15 protein-coding genes and 1 pseudogene are annotated in these 13153 nt (G+C 54.8%); 8 read left to right on the forward strand and 8 right to left on the reverse strand.

Features of this window, described 5'->3' with window-relative positions:
• Nucleotides 1-81: 81 nt before the first annotated feature.
• The 5 genes and pseudogenes from AB3U87_RS13335 to AB3U87_RS13355 form a co-directional block, all read right to left on the reverse strand.
• Nucleotides 82-372, reverse strand: coding sequence for a hypothetical protein (locus AB3U87_RS13335; RefSeq protein WP_394149342.1), 291 nt, complete (start codon nucleotides 370-372; stop codon nucleotides 82-84).
• Between the two features lie 10 nt (nucleotides 373-382).
• A pseudogene (locus AB3U87_RS13340) lies at nucleotides 383-760 on the reverse strand (lysozyme); the annotation flags it as partial.
• A 248-nt stretch (nucleotides 761-1008) separates the two neighbouring features.
• Entirely contained in the window at nucleotides 1009-1494 is a 486-nt protein-coding gene (locus AB3U87_RS13345; protein WP_253454807.1) for a GNAT family N-acetyltransferase, read from the reverse strand.
• Nucleotides 1495-1858: 364 nt separating this feature from the next.
• Entirely contained in the window at nucleotides 1859-2248 is a 390-nt protein-coding gene (locus AB3U87_RS13350; protein WP_394149344.1) for a lysozyme inhibitor LprI family protein, read from the reverse strand.
• Entirely contained in the window at nucleotides 2245-2856 is a 612-nt protein-coding gene (locus AB3U87_RS13355) for a pesticin C-terminus-like muramidase (RefSeq protein WP_394149346.1), read from the reverse strand. Before AB3U87_RS13355 ends, AB3U87_RS13350 begins: the two co-directional genes overlap by 4 nt.
• A 221-nt stretch (nucleotides 2857-3077) precedes the next feature.
• Here AB3U87_RS13355 and AB3U87_RS13360 point away from each other — a divergent pair, with 221 nt between their 5' ends.
• The 4 genes from AB3U87_RS13360 (at nucleotide 3078) to idi (ending at nucleotide 6802) form a co-directional block, all read left to right on the forward strand.
• Entirely contained in the window at nucleotides 3078-3950 is an 873-nt protein-coding gene (locus AB3U87_RS13360) for an oxygenase MpaB family protein (protein ID WP_394149348.1), read from the forward strand.
• A gap of 25 nt (nucleotides 3951-3975) precedes the next feature.
• Nucleotides 3976-4902: a hypothetical protein gene (locus tag AB3U87_RS13365; RefSeq protein ID WP_394149350.1), complete on the forward strand. Its 927-nt coding sequence runs from the start codon at nucleotides 3976-3978 to the stop codon at nucleotides 4900-4902.
• 159 nt (nucleotides 4903-5061) lie between these two features.
• On the forward strand, nucleotides 5062-6168 hold the full coding sequence (locus AB3U87_RS13370; protein ID WP_394149352.1) for a suppressor of fused domain protein: 1107 nt from the start codon (nucleotides 5062-5064) through the stop codon (nucleotides 6166-6168).
• 85 nt (nucleotides 6169-6253) lie between these two features.
• Nucleotides 6254-6802, forward strand: coding sequence for an isopentenyl-diphosphate Delta-isomerase (idi, locus tag AB3U87_RS13375; RefSeq protein ID WP_394149354.1), 549 nt, complete (start codon nucleotides 6254-6256; stop codon nucleotides 6800-6802).
• Here the strand turns inward: idi and AB3U87_RS13380 are convergent.
• Nucleotides 6771-8261, reverse strand: coding sequence for an MFS transporter (locus AB3U87_RS13380; protein WP_301251270.1), 1491 nt, complete (start codon nucleotides 8259-8261; stop codon nucleotides 6771-6773). The two genes, idi and AB3U87_RS13380, sit on opposite strands and share 32 nt — an antisense overlap.
• A 183-nt stretch (nucleotides 8262-8444) precedes the next feature.
• On the opposite strand from AB3U87_RS13380, the gene osmF reads away from it, so the two are divergent.
• The 4 genes from osmF to AB3U87_RS13400 are packed head-to-tail and all read left to right on the forward strand — an operon-like array spanning nucleotide 8445 to nucleotide 12187.
• Nucleotides 8445-9362 carry a glycine betaine ABC transporter substrate-binding protein OsmF gene (gene osmF, locus AB3U87_RS13385; RefSeq protein ID WP_301251268.1) on the forward strand — a complete coding sequence of 306 codons (918 nt, stop codon included), beginning with the start codon at nucleotides 8445-8447 and terminating at the stop codon, nucleotides 9360-9362.
• A 14-nt stretch (nucleotides 9363-9376) separates the two neighbouring features.
• Nucleotides 9377-10531 carry an ABC transporter permease gene (locus AB3U87_RS13390; RefSeq protein ID WP_394149356.1) on the forward strand — a complete coding sequence of 385 codons (1155 nt, stop codon included), beginning with the start codon at nucleotides 9377-9379 and terminating at the stop codon, nucleotides 10529-10531.
• On the forward strand, nucleotides 10528-11460 hold the full coding sequence (locus AB3U87_RS13395) for an ABC transporter ATP-binding protein (RefSeq protein WP_370733851.1): 933 nt from the start codon (nucleotides 10528-10530) through the stop codon (nucleotides 11458-11460). The genes AB3U87_RS13390 and AB3U87_RS13395 overlap by 4 nt, the downstream gene beginning before the upstream one ends.
• A 1-nt stretch (nucleotide 11461) precedes the next feature.
• On the forward strand, nucleotides 11462-12187 hold the full coding sequence (locus tag AB3U87_RS13400; RefSeq protein WP_394149359.1) for an ABC transporter permease: 726 nt from the start codon (nucleotides 11462-11464) through the stop codon (nucleotides 12185-12187).
• Here the strand turns inward: AB3U87_RS13400 and AB3U87_RS13405 are convergent.
• Together AB3U87_RS13405 and AB3U87_RS13410 are read right to left on the reverse strand one after the other, a co-directional pair.
• Nucleotides 12174-12278: a protein YohO gene (locus AB3U87_RS13405; RefSeq protein ID WP_125288804.1), complete on the reverse strand. Its 105-nt coding sequence runs from the start codon at nucleotides 12276-12278 to the stop codon at nucleotides 12174-12176. The genes AB3U87_RS13400 and AB3U87_RS13405 overlap by 14 nt on opposite strands.
• Nucleotides 12279-12410: 132 nt before the next feature.
• Nucleotides 12411-13142, reverse strand: a complete 732-nt coding sequence (locus AB3U87_RS13410; protein WP_253454795.1) for a MerR family transcriptional regulator — start codon at nucleotides 13140-13142, stop codon at nucleotides 12411-12413.
• Nucleotides 13143-13153 lie beyond the last annotated feature (11 nt).

The raw sequence follows: 13153 nt of genomic DNA on the forward strand, positions 1-13153 counted from the left end.
CGCTAAACCAAATTTCTCCATGACTACCGACCATGATCCCGCTATCTTTCGCGAACAAGTTTTCATATTTTTGTTCTGCCACTATTTTTTTAATTTTTCATTAAATATATAATCAAAATTATTAATAAAATCCTGTTTGTTTGCCAGGAAAACCGGCTGTCCGTTAACAGAAACAGTAACAGGATAATCTATCATAGCAGCAACGGATCTTTTATCCGCAATAGCTACCGCATGTTGTAAATTTTCCAGAAACTGATGATATTGCTGATGCGTTGCTGGCCCCATCAGTTTATCAAGCCTTGCATCTGTCTCTTTATCCGCTATAGCGCTACCCATCAAAAAAAGCATTGCACCGGCTATAATTTTTTTCATGAGGGACTCTTTATTGAAAGGGGGCAGATTCTTCAAGCCTTCGTTGATAAAGCGGGGCTAAAATTTGTGGCTTTCCGACCTTACGGCCCTGAGCATCACGTTTATAGACATAGATATAATTTAGCATTTTATCATGTATCGCTTTCGTGTCCCCGCGATCGGCTGCGGCCATCACGGCAGAAGGACTCCCCACGTTATAAGAAAAGGAAACCAGAGCATCGAACTGCTCCTGCGTCAGCCGATAATGCTTGACTTTGCGGCGTATATAGCGTTCAACCTGATGAACATGCTTCGCCAGCGCTGCGTTAATATCGTTTGTTGTTACTTCTCTTTGTAATTCCTCTTCGGTACAAAGACCATAGTGAGCAAGCGTTCCAACTCCCCATGTACAATTCCCTGCATTAAAGCCTAAGTCATTTTAATAATGATAAACAACACCTTCACGGGTGCGTGAATTTTTATAGCCTGTAGTGCTAAGAGAAAGATCGTTATTAAGGCCGTCCATAATTGCTCCTTGCTGGACTATATTAGGGATTATGCGCGCTAACGTATAAAAACAACAGGCCGATAATACGGCCTGTTGTCTGAATTATATTTTCCGGCCTTATTCAAATCTGTTGAAACATTTTATGGCTTCTACTTTCCTGCTTCGGCAAATTTCAGCAGCGCGTCGCCGTCCAGGCGATAACGCACCCATTCGCTTTGCGCCACGGCGCCAATGCTTAAATAGAAGTCGATAGCGGGCTGATTCCAGTCCAGCACGCTCCACTCCAGACGACCGCAGCGGCGCTGCACGGCCAGCTGCGCAATATGCTTAATCAGCGCTTTGCCCGCGCCGTTGCCGCGCGCATCGGGCGAAATATAGAGATCTTCCAGATAAATGCCGTTGCGGCCAAGCCAGGTTGAGTAGCTGGTAAAAAACACCGCATAGCCGACGGCGGTGCCGTCCACTTCGCAAATCAGCGCTTCGGTTTTGCTTTCTGCGCCAAACAGCGTCTCGCGAATTTCCTCCGGCGTGGTCACAACTTCTTCCGGCGCTTTTTCATAAACGGCCAGTTCATAAATCATCGCGTAAATGGTTTGCGCGTCTGCCGGACGGGCCTGGCGGATAGTGATACTCATGGCTTTTCCTTTTCCCTGCGGGTTAAAGCGGATAAGCATAAAGGTTATTGCGTGCGGAATTAAGCGCAATCAAACTTTTTACCTGCGCCCGACTCTCCCTGTGATGCGAAGTTTCCGCACCGATATGGTGGATTTTTCAGTCAGGAACCACGCGTGACCTTTTTACATAATCTGGATAACAGCTGGAAAGCTTTCGCCGCCGCTACGATCGCCAGCTTGCCGCTGCAGAGGGCATTTGTGCATTTCGTCGTGGTATGGCCGCCGATTTGCTACCGTAGACGGCGTTTGTACATTCCTGCCCCCTGGCGGCAAGAAAATCCGGGCAACTAACGGTGAGCATACCGGCTGGCGTGGCTTGTACTGGTTAAATATTGGCTATCATTTCTGCCAGCTCCGTGACTCTTTTTTCCGACATATCAGTAACACATTGATTAATTGCCGCGGTATGACGCTGGTTATTTTCGTCGATCTGAAAGGCATAAATATCACAAGTAGCGTGCATATAATTAAGCCATGCTATCTGAGATTTTTTAATTTTAGCCAGAAGATCCTCACCAATATTTTTATGCTCAGTGTAGCTATGAGTAACTTCAGTTAAATACTTACTGTAAACAGCATCCAGCCTTTTGGTAGCGGCCTCCTTTTTGATATATGAGCAGTTATAGTACTGCTCGCTATTGGTGATCGTCGCGCAATTCTCCTGAGCAAAGCTCGTCTGGCAGATAAGTAATACGAACGCGAGAGATTTTTTCATCGCGACTCCAGTAAATAGTTTACTCTTTGTCTGGCAGGCTCATCATCACGAAGGGTCGGCGTATTTCTTATATAATAAATAAGTTCCTGTGGATTGTTATGTGCACCAGCCAGCATAGGGCGCGCGCTTTTGGTATAGCCTTGATAAACGAAATCAATTAAAACATTTTTGATGGCCAAACTTAGGGATCCCCAGGGAACGATATCCGATCTGTTTTTTAGCCAGGAGTTATAGTTGTTTTTCGCCCTTACTTCATAATCAGGATATATTTTTTCAAACAATTTTACCTGTTGAATTTCAGTAATAATGCCAATTTCATGATGATGCTTTTTTACAAAATTTCGTGCATCACACCCTGTCAGGCGTGATGCTTCAGCAAGCTTTTTCGCTTTACTGACCGGCAAGCCCGCATAAGTAAGGTCACTGATGATTTCTGACCGGCTACGGTGACCCAGGTCGTAGCCTCTGCCGAGCGTGACGCCTGACAAAACGCCATCACATCTTTCTGCATCCTGCGGGAAATGAATTTTTCTGGAAAAATAAAGGCTACTTTTACTATTGCTGCCTTCAGCTCTGAAGGTTAATAATCCTTTTTCTGGTTCAAGCATATTCCCTTATCCTTTTGATATCTGATTTAAAGGCTGAGTAAGCTACTCGAGAAATATAACGAAGTATCATCTTGCTTGCAAAGTCTAAAAAAGAACAAAGGAATATTATATAATTTATTACATCGGCAAGGCCGGATGTCACGTTGGCACGAAGATGAACTGCCCGAAAACGCAGCCTGGGCTGTATCAGACGTCATTAACGCCCCAAAATCAGGAAAATAATGTTTTCACTCAGAGACAGGATCCAGCAGCAGGTCTTTCGCCTGAACGGGCTGGCGATGAACGACTTCGACCTCAGCCAGCCGCCTGGCGATCCCGGTCTTTACGGGCCGGACAGCGTTATCTGGCAGGTGCACGGCGATTTCTCGTCGATGCTGTGCGGCGGCATCTCCGCGCTGCTGATGCAGATGCTGCATCCGCAGGCGCTGGCAGGCGTCTGGGATCACTCAACCTTTCGCGAGGATATGTCAGGCAGACTGCGGCGCACCAGCCAGTTTATCGCCGTGACCACCTTTGGCAACACGGCGGACGCCCATACGTTAATTGAGCGCGTAAAACGGATCCATCTGCGGGTAACGGGCGTTGATGGCCAGGGCAACCCCTATGCCGCCAGCGATCCGGCGCTGCTGACCTGGGTACACGTGGCGGAAACCAGCCGCTTTCTGGCTGCCCATTTGCGCTATAAAAATCCGCAGCTCAGCCGCGAGGATCAGGATCGCTATTATGCGGAAGCCGCCGTGGTGGCCGAAGCGCTGGGTGCGAAACAGGTGCCGAAAACGGTACAGGAAGTTGAGGCTTATCTGACGGCGATGCGGCCGCAGCTGCGCTGTGACGAACGTACCAGAGCGGTGCTCGCCGTGCTGCTGACCATGCCCGCGCCGAGCTGGCAGGCGCGTCCGGCCATGCGCACTATGATGATGGCGGGCATTGAGCTTTTGCCCGAATGGACGCAGCAGCAGTTTGGCTTTCGCTTTCCCGGCTGGCACAGGGCGCTAATCCGGCAGCGGATGAAATGGCTGGCGGCCGGGCTGCGCTGGTGCGTGCGTCGCGGCGGCTATTATCGTGCCATGCAGCGCATGGGAAGAATTCTTTAGTGGCTAACAGGAATAATTAGCAGCAATGGATATCAATCAAATAAAAATTTTTATGCCTGGTTTCATTTCCACACTAGGTGAGTTTCTACAAATAAAAGATGACTATAAGTGTGACAGTATTGTTTTTCTCGACCGAAATATCGTAGGTCGACTAAAGATTGAGGCTTTCCCAAAAAAAGAATCTCTCGATAATATCAGATTTTCAGCACTTTACGCTATATGGGAAGCTAATGCTTCTCGCGTGCCGACTATAGAGGAACTTCATCAGCAGTTTCATAAATATCAAAGCGAGCTTCGAAAAAAGTTTGGCGATGCGCACGTGACGGATGATAGTGCTGTACTGTATGAAAAAATAATTCCCTCTATGCTTCGCTATTTAACGGAAGAGCATTCCTACCTGGAAGGTTACCTGGCATTAAGCGGTCAGTCAATCGAGAATCGACTTGATTATATTTTTGATAATTACGAATCACGTCTGGATATAAAAAAAAGGCTAAGCGGAATCAATCCCTTCTTGGTTTTAGCCTTATTAAGCGATCTGCTTGGCGATTCAAAAACTAAAAGAAAAGGAGAAGTAGGGACAGTATTGAAAGCAGCTTCGTTATTTAGTAATGGTAGCATTAATCCTGTTACACTTTATAATATTCGCTCTGACTTTTCCGCGCTTTTTCTTTTCTGGAGCATGTGCGCGCAGGTACAAGAAGCCTGGCGTAAAGAAATAACATCAACACGCATTTTCTTCGCGACCAATGATAAAGCGATGTCCCGACTTTTCGAACTAAGTTACAATCTGGCTCGCGTATTGCAACATCCTGATATGTCAGAGATTAATGATAAAAATGTTTCCCGATTAGCATGTGTAACGCAGCACATGTTTCCTCGGTTAAAAGAGGATCAGCTGCTCTTAATATGGGTGATTCAACAAATACAGCGTCTACGTATCCTTGGTTAATCGATTGAACGGCAACCAAAAACTGGTTTGTACAACATGCCCTTTCGGGCCTATTTTGAGATTATTACCCTTGTTGTGACATGGCGCGCACGGGCATCCTGCTCTATTCTCCGGGAAATTCCGGGAAAAGGGATGACCCTGAACCCTTGTCGAGGCGCTATGACACAGACGTACCGGCTGGCTGAAGTCTTTAATCAGCAACAAACCCTTATTGCCACGGTTGAGCAGGATGAGCGCACCGCCTATTTTTACATTCGTCCGGCCGAGCCGTTTCGCGGCCAGTTTGCCGTGCGCGGCTGTTGGCTGAGAAACCTGCTGCCTGCGCCCGCGCAGGAAGACAGCGAGGCGATGGCGCAGGGCATTCCGCCGCTGCTCAGCGCCGAATACTGCCGCACGCTGGAAGCGGAGCCGATATTGCATCCGGCAGGCCTGCAGGTTATCTGGACGCCCGGCGATGACGGTGCGGCGCTCTGGTATCAGGGGCAGCTGCTGGCGGTTATTCCCGGCTGGAGCCTGTATCAGGATAAACAGGTCAGCTTTTCCGCTGGCTGCATCAAAGAGAACCGGCTGACCGCGCCGCTGGGTTCCGCCTCTACCAACAGCTGGTACGCGCGGGCGGAGAAAGATCGTCTTTTCTGGCGCGACTGGCAGGATGCCCAGCCGTGGGAAGGCATTCAGCGAGAAATGCTGCGCTGCTACGAGGCGCAATATGGCGAGTCGCTAAAGTACTACGCTATCGACCAGGGCAGCTGGCCGCCAATGGCCATCTCGCAGCACTATCATCAGGGCAACTGGTATTTTCTGACGCTGGGTATGAGCATCCGGCCCATGCCGTGGATCGATTTCCTCTATAAGGATAAAGACGCTGCCGATCATCGCCGTATCGAGCTGGCGATGGCGATCGACGGCGAGGTGATGAGCGAAGAAAACGCGGTGCAGATGGCCAGCGCGCTGGCAAGCTTTGCGCATTTTCCCTGGGCGCGCCTCAGTTGGCTGGGCGAAGGGCACACGCTCTCTTCCGCCGTCGCGCCGATAGGTTTTGAAGGCTTTTTGCTTTCGGCCACGCTGGGCGACAGTTTCACACTGCCGCCGCGCGAAGGAGAAAAAGTGATGCTGTTATGGGCCACGCCGGTGACGGCCGCCGAGCAGGAATTCGTCGAACAGGAACCACAAGGCGGCCTGCAATTAGTGGAACGCTTAACCGAGGCGGGGTGTAATCCTGTCTTCCGGGCGCGGCCCGAGCTGGTGGATCCGCCGGCTGGCTAAGCCGTCATACTTTCGCACGATTTTACCCAGCCACGGCCGCCAAAGATATGCCACAATTATCTGAGATAATTCTTAAGAGGTGTGCATGTCTGCAATCGAAGTTATCCTGGTCGATGACCAGGATCGCGCCATCGGTCGAATGGAAAAGCTTGAGGTTCATCAGAAAGGATTTCTGCATCGCGCGGTCACCGTTTACGTGTTTAACTCCCACCATCAGCTGCTGCTGCAACAGCGCGCCAGCGGTAAATACCACTGCGGCGGGCTGTGGAGCAACACCACCTGCGGCCATCCTTACCCGGAAGAGTCGACGCGACACGCGGCCGAGCGACGCCTCAATGAAGAAATGGGGTTATTGCTGAGGCTACAGCCCATGTTTGAGCTGAGCTATTACCTGCCGCTGGCAAATGGCCTGATCGAACATGAATATGGTCACGTCCTGTTTGCCCTGAGCGATGAGCTGCCGCAGCCTAATCCGGAAGAAGCGGACGACTGGCGCTACGCTTCTCTGCCGGAAATTCAGCAGGAAATGGCGGTGCACCCCGAGCGTTTTACGCCGTGGTTTCTGCATACCTTTGCCCGCATCCCCGCCGAATTTGCCCGCTTTACTGCGGCCGCGCTGGCGGTTCAGCCGTAAAATCCTCGGCGTCCACGTCGTAGCCTGACGGCTCCCAGCGTACCAGCAGCAGCGCCAGCAGGCCCGCCAGCGGCGCAAGGCCGATAACCCAGAATACGTTAGTACCCAGCGCCGCCGACAGCAGCGGAAACAGAAACAGCGACAGGGTAGAGCTGCCGCGCATCAGCGTCTGGTTCATACCCACGCCCACGCCGCGTAGCGAGGTTGGATAGCTAAGCGAGGCAAAAGTCATGGTATGCGAGCCTGGCCCAAAGCCCTGGCCCAGCAGAAACAGCGCCAGCATGGCGACAGACACCGCCGCCTGCGTGCCGTCGTCCGGCCTGCCTACCAGCGCCAGGCCGAGCAGCGCCACAAACTGGCAGCCGTAGCCGGCTACCGTCATCCGCCAGGCGCCCAGACGCGGCACTAAACGTACCGCCAGCAGCCCGCCAACAAAGGCGAACAGCAGATTCAGCGCCAGCGAGACCAGGATGGTGGTCAGCATCGACTGCGCCAGAAAGCTGGAGAGGATCACCGGCAATCCAAACGCAACGGCGTTATAGGCGAAAGCCGAAGCGACGGCGGTAACGGTAGCGAGCAGCGTACGACGCAGGTAAATGCCCTTAAACAGTTCGCCATAGTTGCGCCAGCTGGCGCGACGAACCGGCACGGCGGGCGTCAGATCGGCTTCTTTCGCCACCTGTGCATTGATGCCGTAAGAGCGCCGTAAAATAGCGGCCGCACCATGCAAATCGCCCTGGTTAGCGGCCCAGACGGGCGATTCGCTCATATAGCGGCTGCGAACGGCGATAATCAGCAGCGCGGGTACCGCGCCAAAGCCCAGGATAATCCGCCACAGCCAGCCCGCCTGTGCTTCCGGTAGCACCGAGTAAAAAAACAGCACCAGCAGATAAGAGACAGAAATAGCGGCATACCAGGTAGGGCACCACATGGCAATGCTGGCCGCCTTGTTGCCTCGTCCTTTCAGCTTTGAGAACTCCGCTAAAAAAGCCATCGCTACCGGCAGATCGATGCCCACGCCCAGCCCCATCACAAAACGCGCGCCCGCCAGTACGTATTCGTTTGGCGCAAAAGCGCAGGCCAGCGCGGCCACCACAAAGAAAAACATATCGGCCATAAACACGCGGTAGCGGCCAATTTTATCGGTGAGATAGCCGCCAATCAGCGCGCCGACGATAGCGCCAAAGGCAATAGCGGAAGCCACCATGCCTGCGCCCGCAGGCGTCAGGCCAAACTCTTTGGTTACGTCCTTCATGCCAAACGCCAGCGCGCCCAGATCGTAGGCGTCCAGAAACACGCCACCCAGCGCAATCGCGATCACGATATGCGCATTGCTACGCGCCTGGGTACTGTTGTTGACCAGCGTTGCAACGTCCGCAGCCTGACGGATAAACAACGTTTCGCCCGTTGGCTCGCTCCCTGCCGTGGCGACATGCGATTCAGCCGTTAAGTCAGTCATGAGGTTATATTCAGTTTTAGTGATGTGGTTTGTGAGCATACTCCCGGCGCTGGCAGAGTTAAATTCCCGCTCGTTATAAGTTACAACCAAACGGTGCAATGTAATTTAGTTGTAAGGCGGCGGTTTTAAGTGGTTAATTCTTCAGCTACTCTTGAAGCTGAGTCGATAACAGGGAAACGCGAAATGGCTAAAAGCATAAGATTGGGCGGCGCGCTGGCGCTGGCGGTTTGGCTGGCGATGGCGGGCGGCGCGCAGGCGGCGGAGGCGGTAAAGGTCGGGTCGAAAATTGATACGGAAGGTTCGCTGCTGGGCAACCTGATTTTACAGGTGCTGGATAAACACGGCGTAAAAACCGTGAACAAAATTCAGCTGGGAAATACGCAGGTCGTCAGGGGCGCCATCACGGCGGGCGAACTGGATATCTATCCGGAATATACCGGCAACGGCGCTTTCTTCTTCCACGACGAGAAAAACCCCGCCTGGAAAAATGCCCAGGCAGGCTATCAGCTGGTTAAGAAGCTCGACGGTGAGAAAAATCATCTGATCTGGCTGACGCCGTCGCCCGCTAACAATACATGGACCATCGCGGTACGCGGCGATGTGGCGCAGAAAAACAAGCTCGCCACGCTGGCCGATCTCAGTGCCTGGCTGAAAAGCGGCGGCGAATTTAAGCTGGCGGCCTCGGCGGAGTTTATCGAAAGGCCCGACGCGCTGCCCGCTTTTGAGCGTGCCTACCAGTTTAAGCTGGATCAGGATCAGCTGCTGTCGCTGGCGGGCGGCGATACGGCCGTTACGCTGAAAGCGGCAGCGCAGCAAACCTCCGGCGTTAACGCGGCGATGGCTTACGGCACCGACGGCCCGGTAGCGGCGCTTGGCCTGCAAACGCTGAGCGATCCCAAGGGCGTGCAGCCCGTATACGCGCCGACGCCGGTTATCCGCGAAGCGGTGCTGAAAGCGTATCCGCAAATCGGCGACTGGCTGAAGCCGGTTTTCGCCTCGCTGGATGAAAAAACGCTGCAGCAGCTTAATGCCAAAATTGCGGTAGAAGGGATGGACGCGAAAAAAGTGGCCGCCGACTATCTGCAACAGAAAAATCTGTAGCCACGCGCGGCAAAATGACTATTCGGGTACATAACCGCGTCACATTGACGCTGGCGCTGCTGCTGACGGCAGCGCTGACGGCGCTGCCGTTTCTCAACTGGGCGCCGAACCGGCTTGTTTCCGGTCAGCCGCTTGGGCTGCAACAGGTAGCCAACGGCCTGGGCTGGTGGCTGTTGCTGCCCGCATTGTTACTGATGCTGCTCGCTTTTTGGCCGCAGAAGCGCACCAGCCTGGCCTTAACGCTGCTCTGTAGCGAAACGCTGTTTATCGCGCTGATCGCCGCTGGCGGTTATGCGGCCGCCTCGCTGGCGCAGCAGGGCCATCCGCTGGCAAGAACCTCTCTGGGCAGCGGCTTCTGGCTGGCAGCCGCGCTGGCGCTGCTGATGGCGACAGATGCCATCAGCCGTTTGACCCGACAGGCGTTATGGCGTTTGCTGCTGAACGCGCAGATCTGGCTGTCGGCGGTCTTTTTGCTGCTGAGCGGCCAGCTCGACGCGCTTTCCCTGCTGAAAGAGTATGCCAACCGGCGCGATGTCTTCGACCAGGCGCTGTCACGACACCTGCTGATTTTGGGCGGCACGCTTTTGCCGGCGCTGCTGATCGGCGTGCCGCTGGGCTGGTACTGCTGTCGTCGTCCGGCCATACAGTCATCGGTTTTCGCCACGCTGAATATCATTCAGACCGTGCCTTCCGTCGCGCTGTTTGGCCTGCTTATCGCCCCGCTCAGCGGGCTGGCGCGCGAGTTTCCGGCACTGACCACGTTAGGCATCAGCGGCATCGGTATGGCGCCCGCGCTAATCGCGCTGGTGCTCTATGCGCTGCTGCCGCTGGTGCGTAGCGTCGTCAGCGGGTTGCAGAACGTGCCGCAAGCGGTGATTGAAACCGCGCGGGGCATGGGCATGAGCGGCGGCCAGATATTCCGCCAGGTCGAGGTGCCGCTGGCGCTGCCGGTACTGCTTGCCGGTCTGCGCGTCACGGCGGTGCAAACCATCGGCATGGCGGTTATCGCCGCGCTGATCGGGGCGGGCGGCTTCGGGGCCGTCATTTTTCAGGGCCTGCTCAGCAGCGCGCTGGATCTGGTCATGTTGGGGGTGATCCCTGTTATCGCCCTGGCGGTGGCGGTGGATACGTTATTTAAGCTGTTGCTCTCCGGGATACAACGCCAGTGATTGAATTCAAAGAGGTGAGTAAATATTTTGCGGGCAAGGCGGCGGTCAGCGATTTGACGCTGCATATCGCCAAAGGCGAATTTACCGTGCTGATCGGCACGTCCGGCTGCGGTAAATCGACCACGCTGAAGATGATTAATCGTTTGATCGAACACGATAAGGGCGCGATACGTTTTGGCGGCGAAGAGATCCGTCGCTTCGACCCGCAGGCGCTGCGGCGGCGAATGGGCTACGTTATCCAGTCCACCGGGCTTTTCCCGCACTGGACGGTAGAAAAAAATATCGCCACCGTGCCGAAACTGCTGGGCTGGAGCAAGCCGCAAATCGACGCGCGCGTCAGTGAACTGCTGGCCTTGCTGAATATGGAAGAGACGTTTCGCCATCGCTATCCGCATCAGCTTTCCGGCGGGCAGCAGCAGCGTATTGGCGTGGCGAGAGCGCTGGCAGCCGATCCGGAAGTGCTGCTGATGGATGAGCCTTTCGGCGCGCTCGATCCGGTGACTCGCGCCACGCTTCAGCAGGAAATTGCCCGTATTCATCGCCTTTCCGGCAAGACGATAGTGCTGGTAACGCACGATATCGACGAGGCGCTGGCGCTGGCAGACCGGCTGGTCTTAATGGACGGCGGCAAAGTGGTGCAGCAGGGCACGCCGACGGCGCTGCTGACAAAACCCGTTAATGACTTTGTGCGTCGCTTTTTCGGCCAGAGCGAGTGGGGTATTCGCCTGCTTTCGCTGGGGCTGGCCGGTGAGGCGGCGCGGCGCGGCGAGTGGCTGGAGGAGGAAAGCATTGCGGAAACGCTGACGCTGCGCGAAGCCCTGTCGCTGTTTATCGCGCGTGGAACCGACCGGCTGGCGGTACGGGACAGCAATCAGCAGCCGCTCGGCGTGCTGCATTTTGCCGATTTACTGCGGCAGAAGAAGCCATAATATGCGCCTGCTTCGCGATCCGCTCCTCTGGCTGATTTTACTGTTTGTGGCGCTGCTGCTGTTGCTGCCCTATAGCGGGCCGCTGTTCGCGCGCGCTTTTCCCCAGCTCGACAGGCCGCTTTACCAGCAGGAAAGCTTTATCCGGCTGGCGCTGGCGCATATCCAGCTGGTGGCGTTCTCCAGCTTCGCTGCGGTGATAGTGGGTTTGGGCGCCGGTATTGCGGTAACGCGCCGGGCGGGAAAGGCGTTTCGCTCGGTAGTAGAAACGCTGGTGGCCGCAGGCCAGACCTTCCCGCCGGTGGCCGTGCTGGCGCTGGCGGTGCCGGTTATCGGCTTTGGCGAACAGCCTGCGATGGTCGCGCTGCTGTTGTATGGGCTGCTGCCGATCTTACAGGGCACGCTGGCCGGTATTGACGCGGTGCCGCCGACTTTGCGCGAGGTGGCGGCGGGCGTCGGTATGAGTCCGCGTCAAATACTGTTTAAGGTAGAGCTGCCGCTGGCCGCGCCGGTGATCCTGGCCGGGATCCGCACTTCGGTGATTATTAATATCGGCACGGCCACCATCGCTTCAACGGTGGGCGCTAACACGCTGGGATCGCCGGTGATTATCGGGCTGAGCGGCTTTAATACCGCCTATATCTTACAGGGAGCCTGCCTGGTAGCGCTGCTGGCGATCGTGACGGACCGCCTTTTCGAGCGCCTGCTACGGCGGTTTAAGCGCGAATAAGGATGGTGTAGCCGGTCAGCATGACGCCGCCGATACCGCCCAGCGCCATCATTAAGAAGATAAAAATTACGCCGATTTTCTGCCAGTTCATACCGTTATCCGCCTGCCGTAAAAAAGAGAGCAAAGTATATCGCTTTTACTGAGCGGACGTTAAGCCTTTGCTGGTTTTTAGCAGGAGAAAACGGACGAGGCCAGCAGGGCGCTGGCGACGATGACCATAAAGCTATGCGGCCTGATGCGCCACGGCGTAGCCCTGTTCCTGCCAGTGGGCGATCTGCTCCTGCTGGCGGCGCGTCAGAGGTTTCCCGGTGAAAATAAACAGCTGCTGGCCGGGAAAAAGTTCAGGACGCGGCATCTCCAGCGGTTCGGCCAGCACTTCCATACGCCAGCCCTGCTGCGACAGACGCCAGGCCTCCAGCCAGATGCGCGTACGATCTTCCGTGCCCCAGCCGATAATCAGCGCATCCTTGCCGGGCTTCTTGCGGCTGCCTGCAAGGCAGAAGGTCACGTAATCGATCAGGATGCCGTCAAGCAGGCTGCACATCGTTCTGGCCGTATTTTGATCCAGGTTCAGTCGCTGGCGGATAGGAATAAAAACATGGTCAATCAGCGCCGCCGCCGGATGTTCCCGACCGGCCGTTGCCACTTTTGCTCTGAGCTTAGCGGGCCTGACGTGACGCAATACCGTCATCATCTCTTCCTGTAGCGTCATCCAGCCGTCGTGCGCGTTAACGCTTTCACCTTCCAGCAGCGCTTTAACTTTGCCTACCGGTACGCCGCTCTCTATCCAGCGTTTAATCTCTTCAATACGCTGTATATCTTCATCATCAAACTGACGATGGCCGCCTTCGGTGCGCTGCGGTTTCAGCAAACCGTAGCGGCGCTGCCACGCACGAAGCGTAACAGGATTTATCCGACAGCGTTCGGCGACGTCACCAATACTGTATAAAGCCATGCCTTTCCTTA

This window comes from Erwinia plantamica (assembly GCF_043420595.1).
In the GTDB taxonomy this organism is placed as follows: Bacteria; Pseudomonadota; Gammaproteobacteria; order Enterobacterales; family Enterobacteriaceae; genus Erwinia; species Erwinia aeris.

Coding starts and splice junctions, on each gene's coding strand:
- AB3U87_RS13335 (WP_394149342.1), bottom strand. CDS start 372: ATGAAAAAAATTATAGCCGGTGCAATGCTTTTTTTGATGGGTAGCGCT.
- AB3U87_RS13345 (WP_253454807.1), bottom strand. CDS start 1,494: ATGAGTATCACTATCCGCCAGGCCCGTCCGGCAGACGCGCAAACCATT.
- AB3U87_RS13350 (WP_394149344.1), bottom strand. CDS start 2,248: ATGAAAAAATCTCTCGCGTTCGTATTACTTATCTGCCAGACGAGCTTT.
- AB3U87_RS13355 (WP_394149346.1), bottom strand. CDS start 2,856: ATGCTTGAACCAGAAAAAGGATTATTAACCTTCAGAGCTGAAGGCAGC.
- AB3U87_RS13360 (WP_394149348.1), top strand. CDS start 3,078: ATGTTTTCACTCAGAGACAGGATCCAGCAGCAGGTCTTTCGCCTGAAC.
- AB3U87_RS13365 (WP_394149350.1), top strand. CDS start 3,976: ATGGATATCAATCAAATAAAAATTTTTATGCCTGGTTTCATTTCCACA.
- AB3U87_RS13370 (WP_394149352.1), top strand. CDS start 5,062: ATGACACAGACGTACCGGCTGGCTGAAGTCTTTAATCAGCAACAAACC.
- idi (WP_394149354.1), top strand. CDS start 6,254: ATGTCTGCAATCGAAGTTATCCTGGTCGATGACCAGGATCGCGCCATC.
- AB3U87_RS13380 (WP_301251270.1), bottom strand. CDS start 8,261: ATGACTGACTTAACGGCTGAATCGCATGTCGCCACGGCAGGGAGCGAG.
- osmF (WP_301251268.1), top strand. CDS start 8,445: ATGGCTAAAAGCATAAGATTGGGCGGCGCGCTGGCGCTGGCGGTTTGG.
- AB3U87_RS13390 (WP_394149356.1), top strand. CDS start 9,377: ATGACTATTCGGGTACATAACCGCGTCACATTGACGCTGGCGCTGCTG.
- AB3U87_RS13400 (WP_394149359.1), top strand. CDS start 11,462: ATGCGCCTGCTTCGCGATCCGCTCCTCTGGCTGATTTTACTGTTTGTG.
- AB3U87_RS13405 (WP_125288804.1), bottom strand. CDS start 12,278: ATGAACTGGCAGAAAATCGGCGTAATTTTTATCTTCTTAATGATGGCG.
- AB3U87_RS13410 (WP_253454795.1), bottom strand. CDS start 13,142: ATGGCTTTATACAGTATTGGTGACGTCGCCGAACGCTGTCGGATAAAT.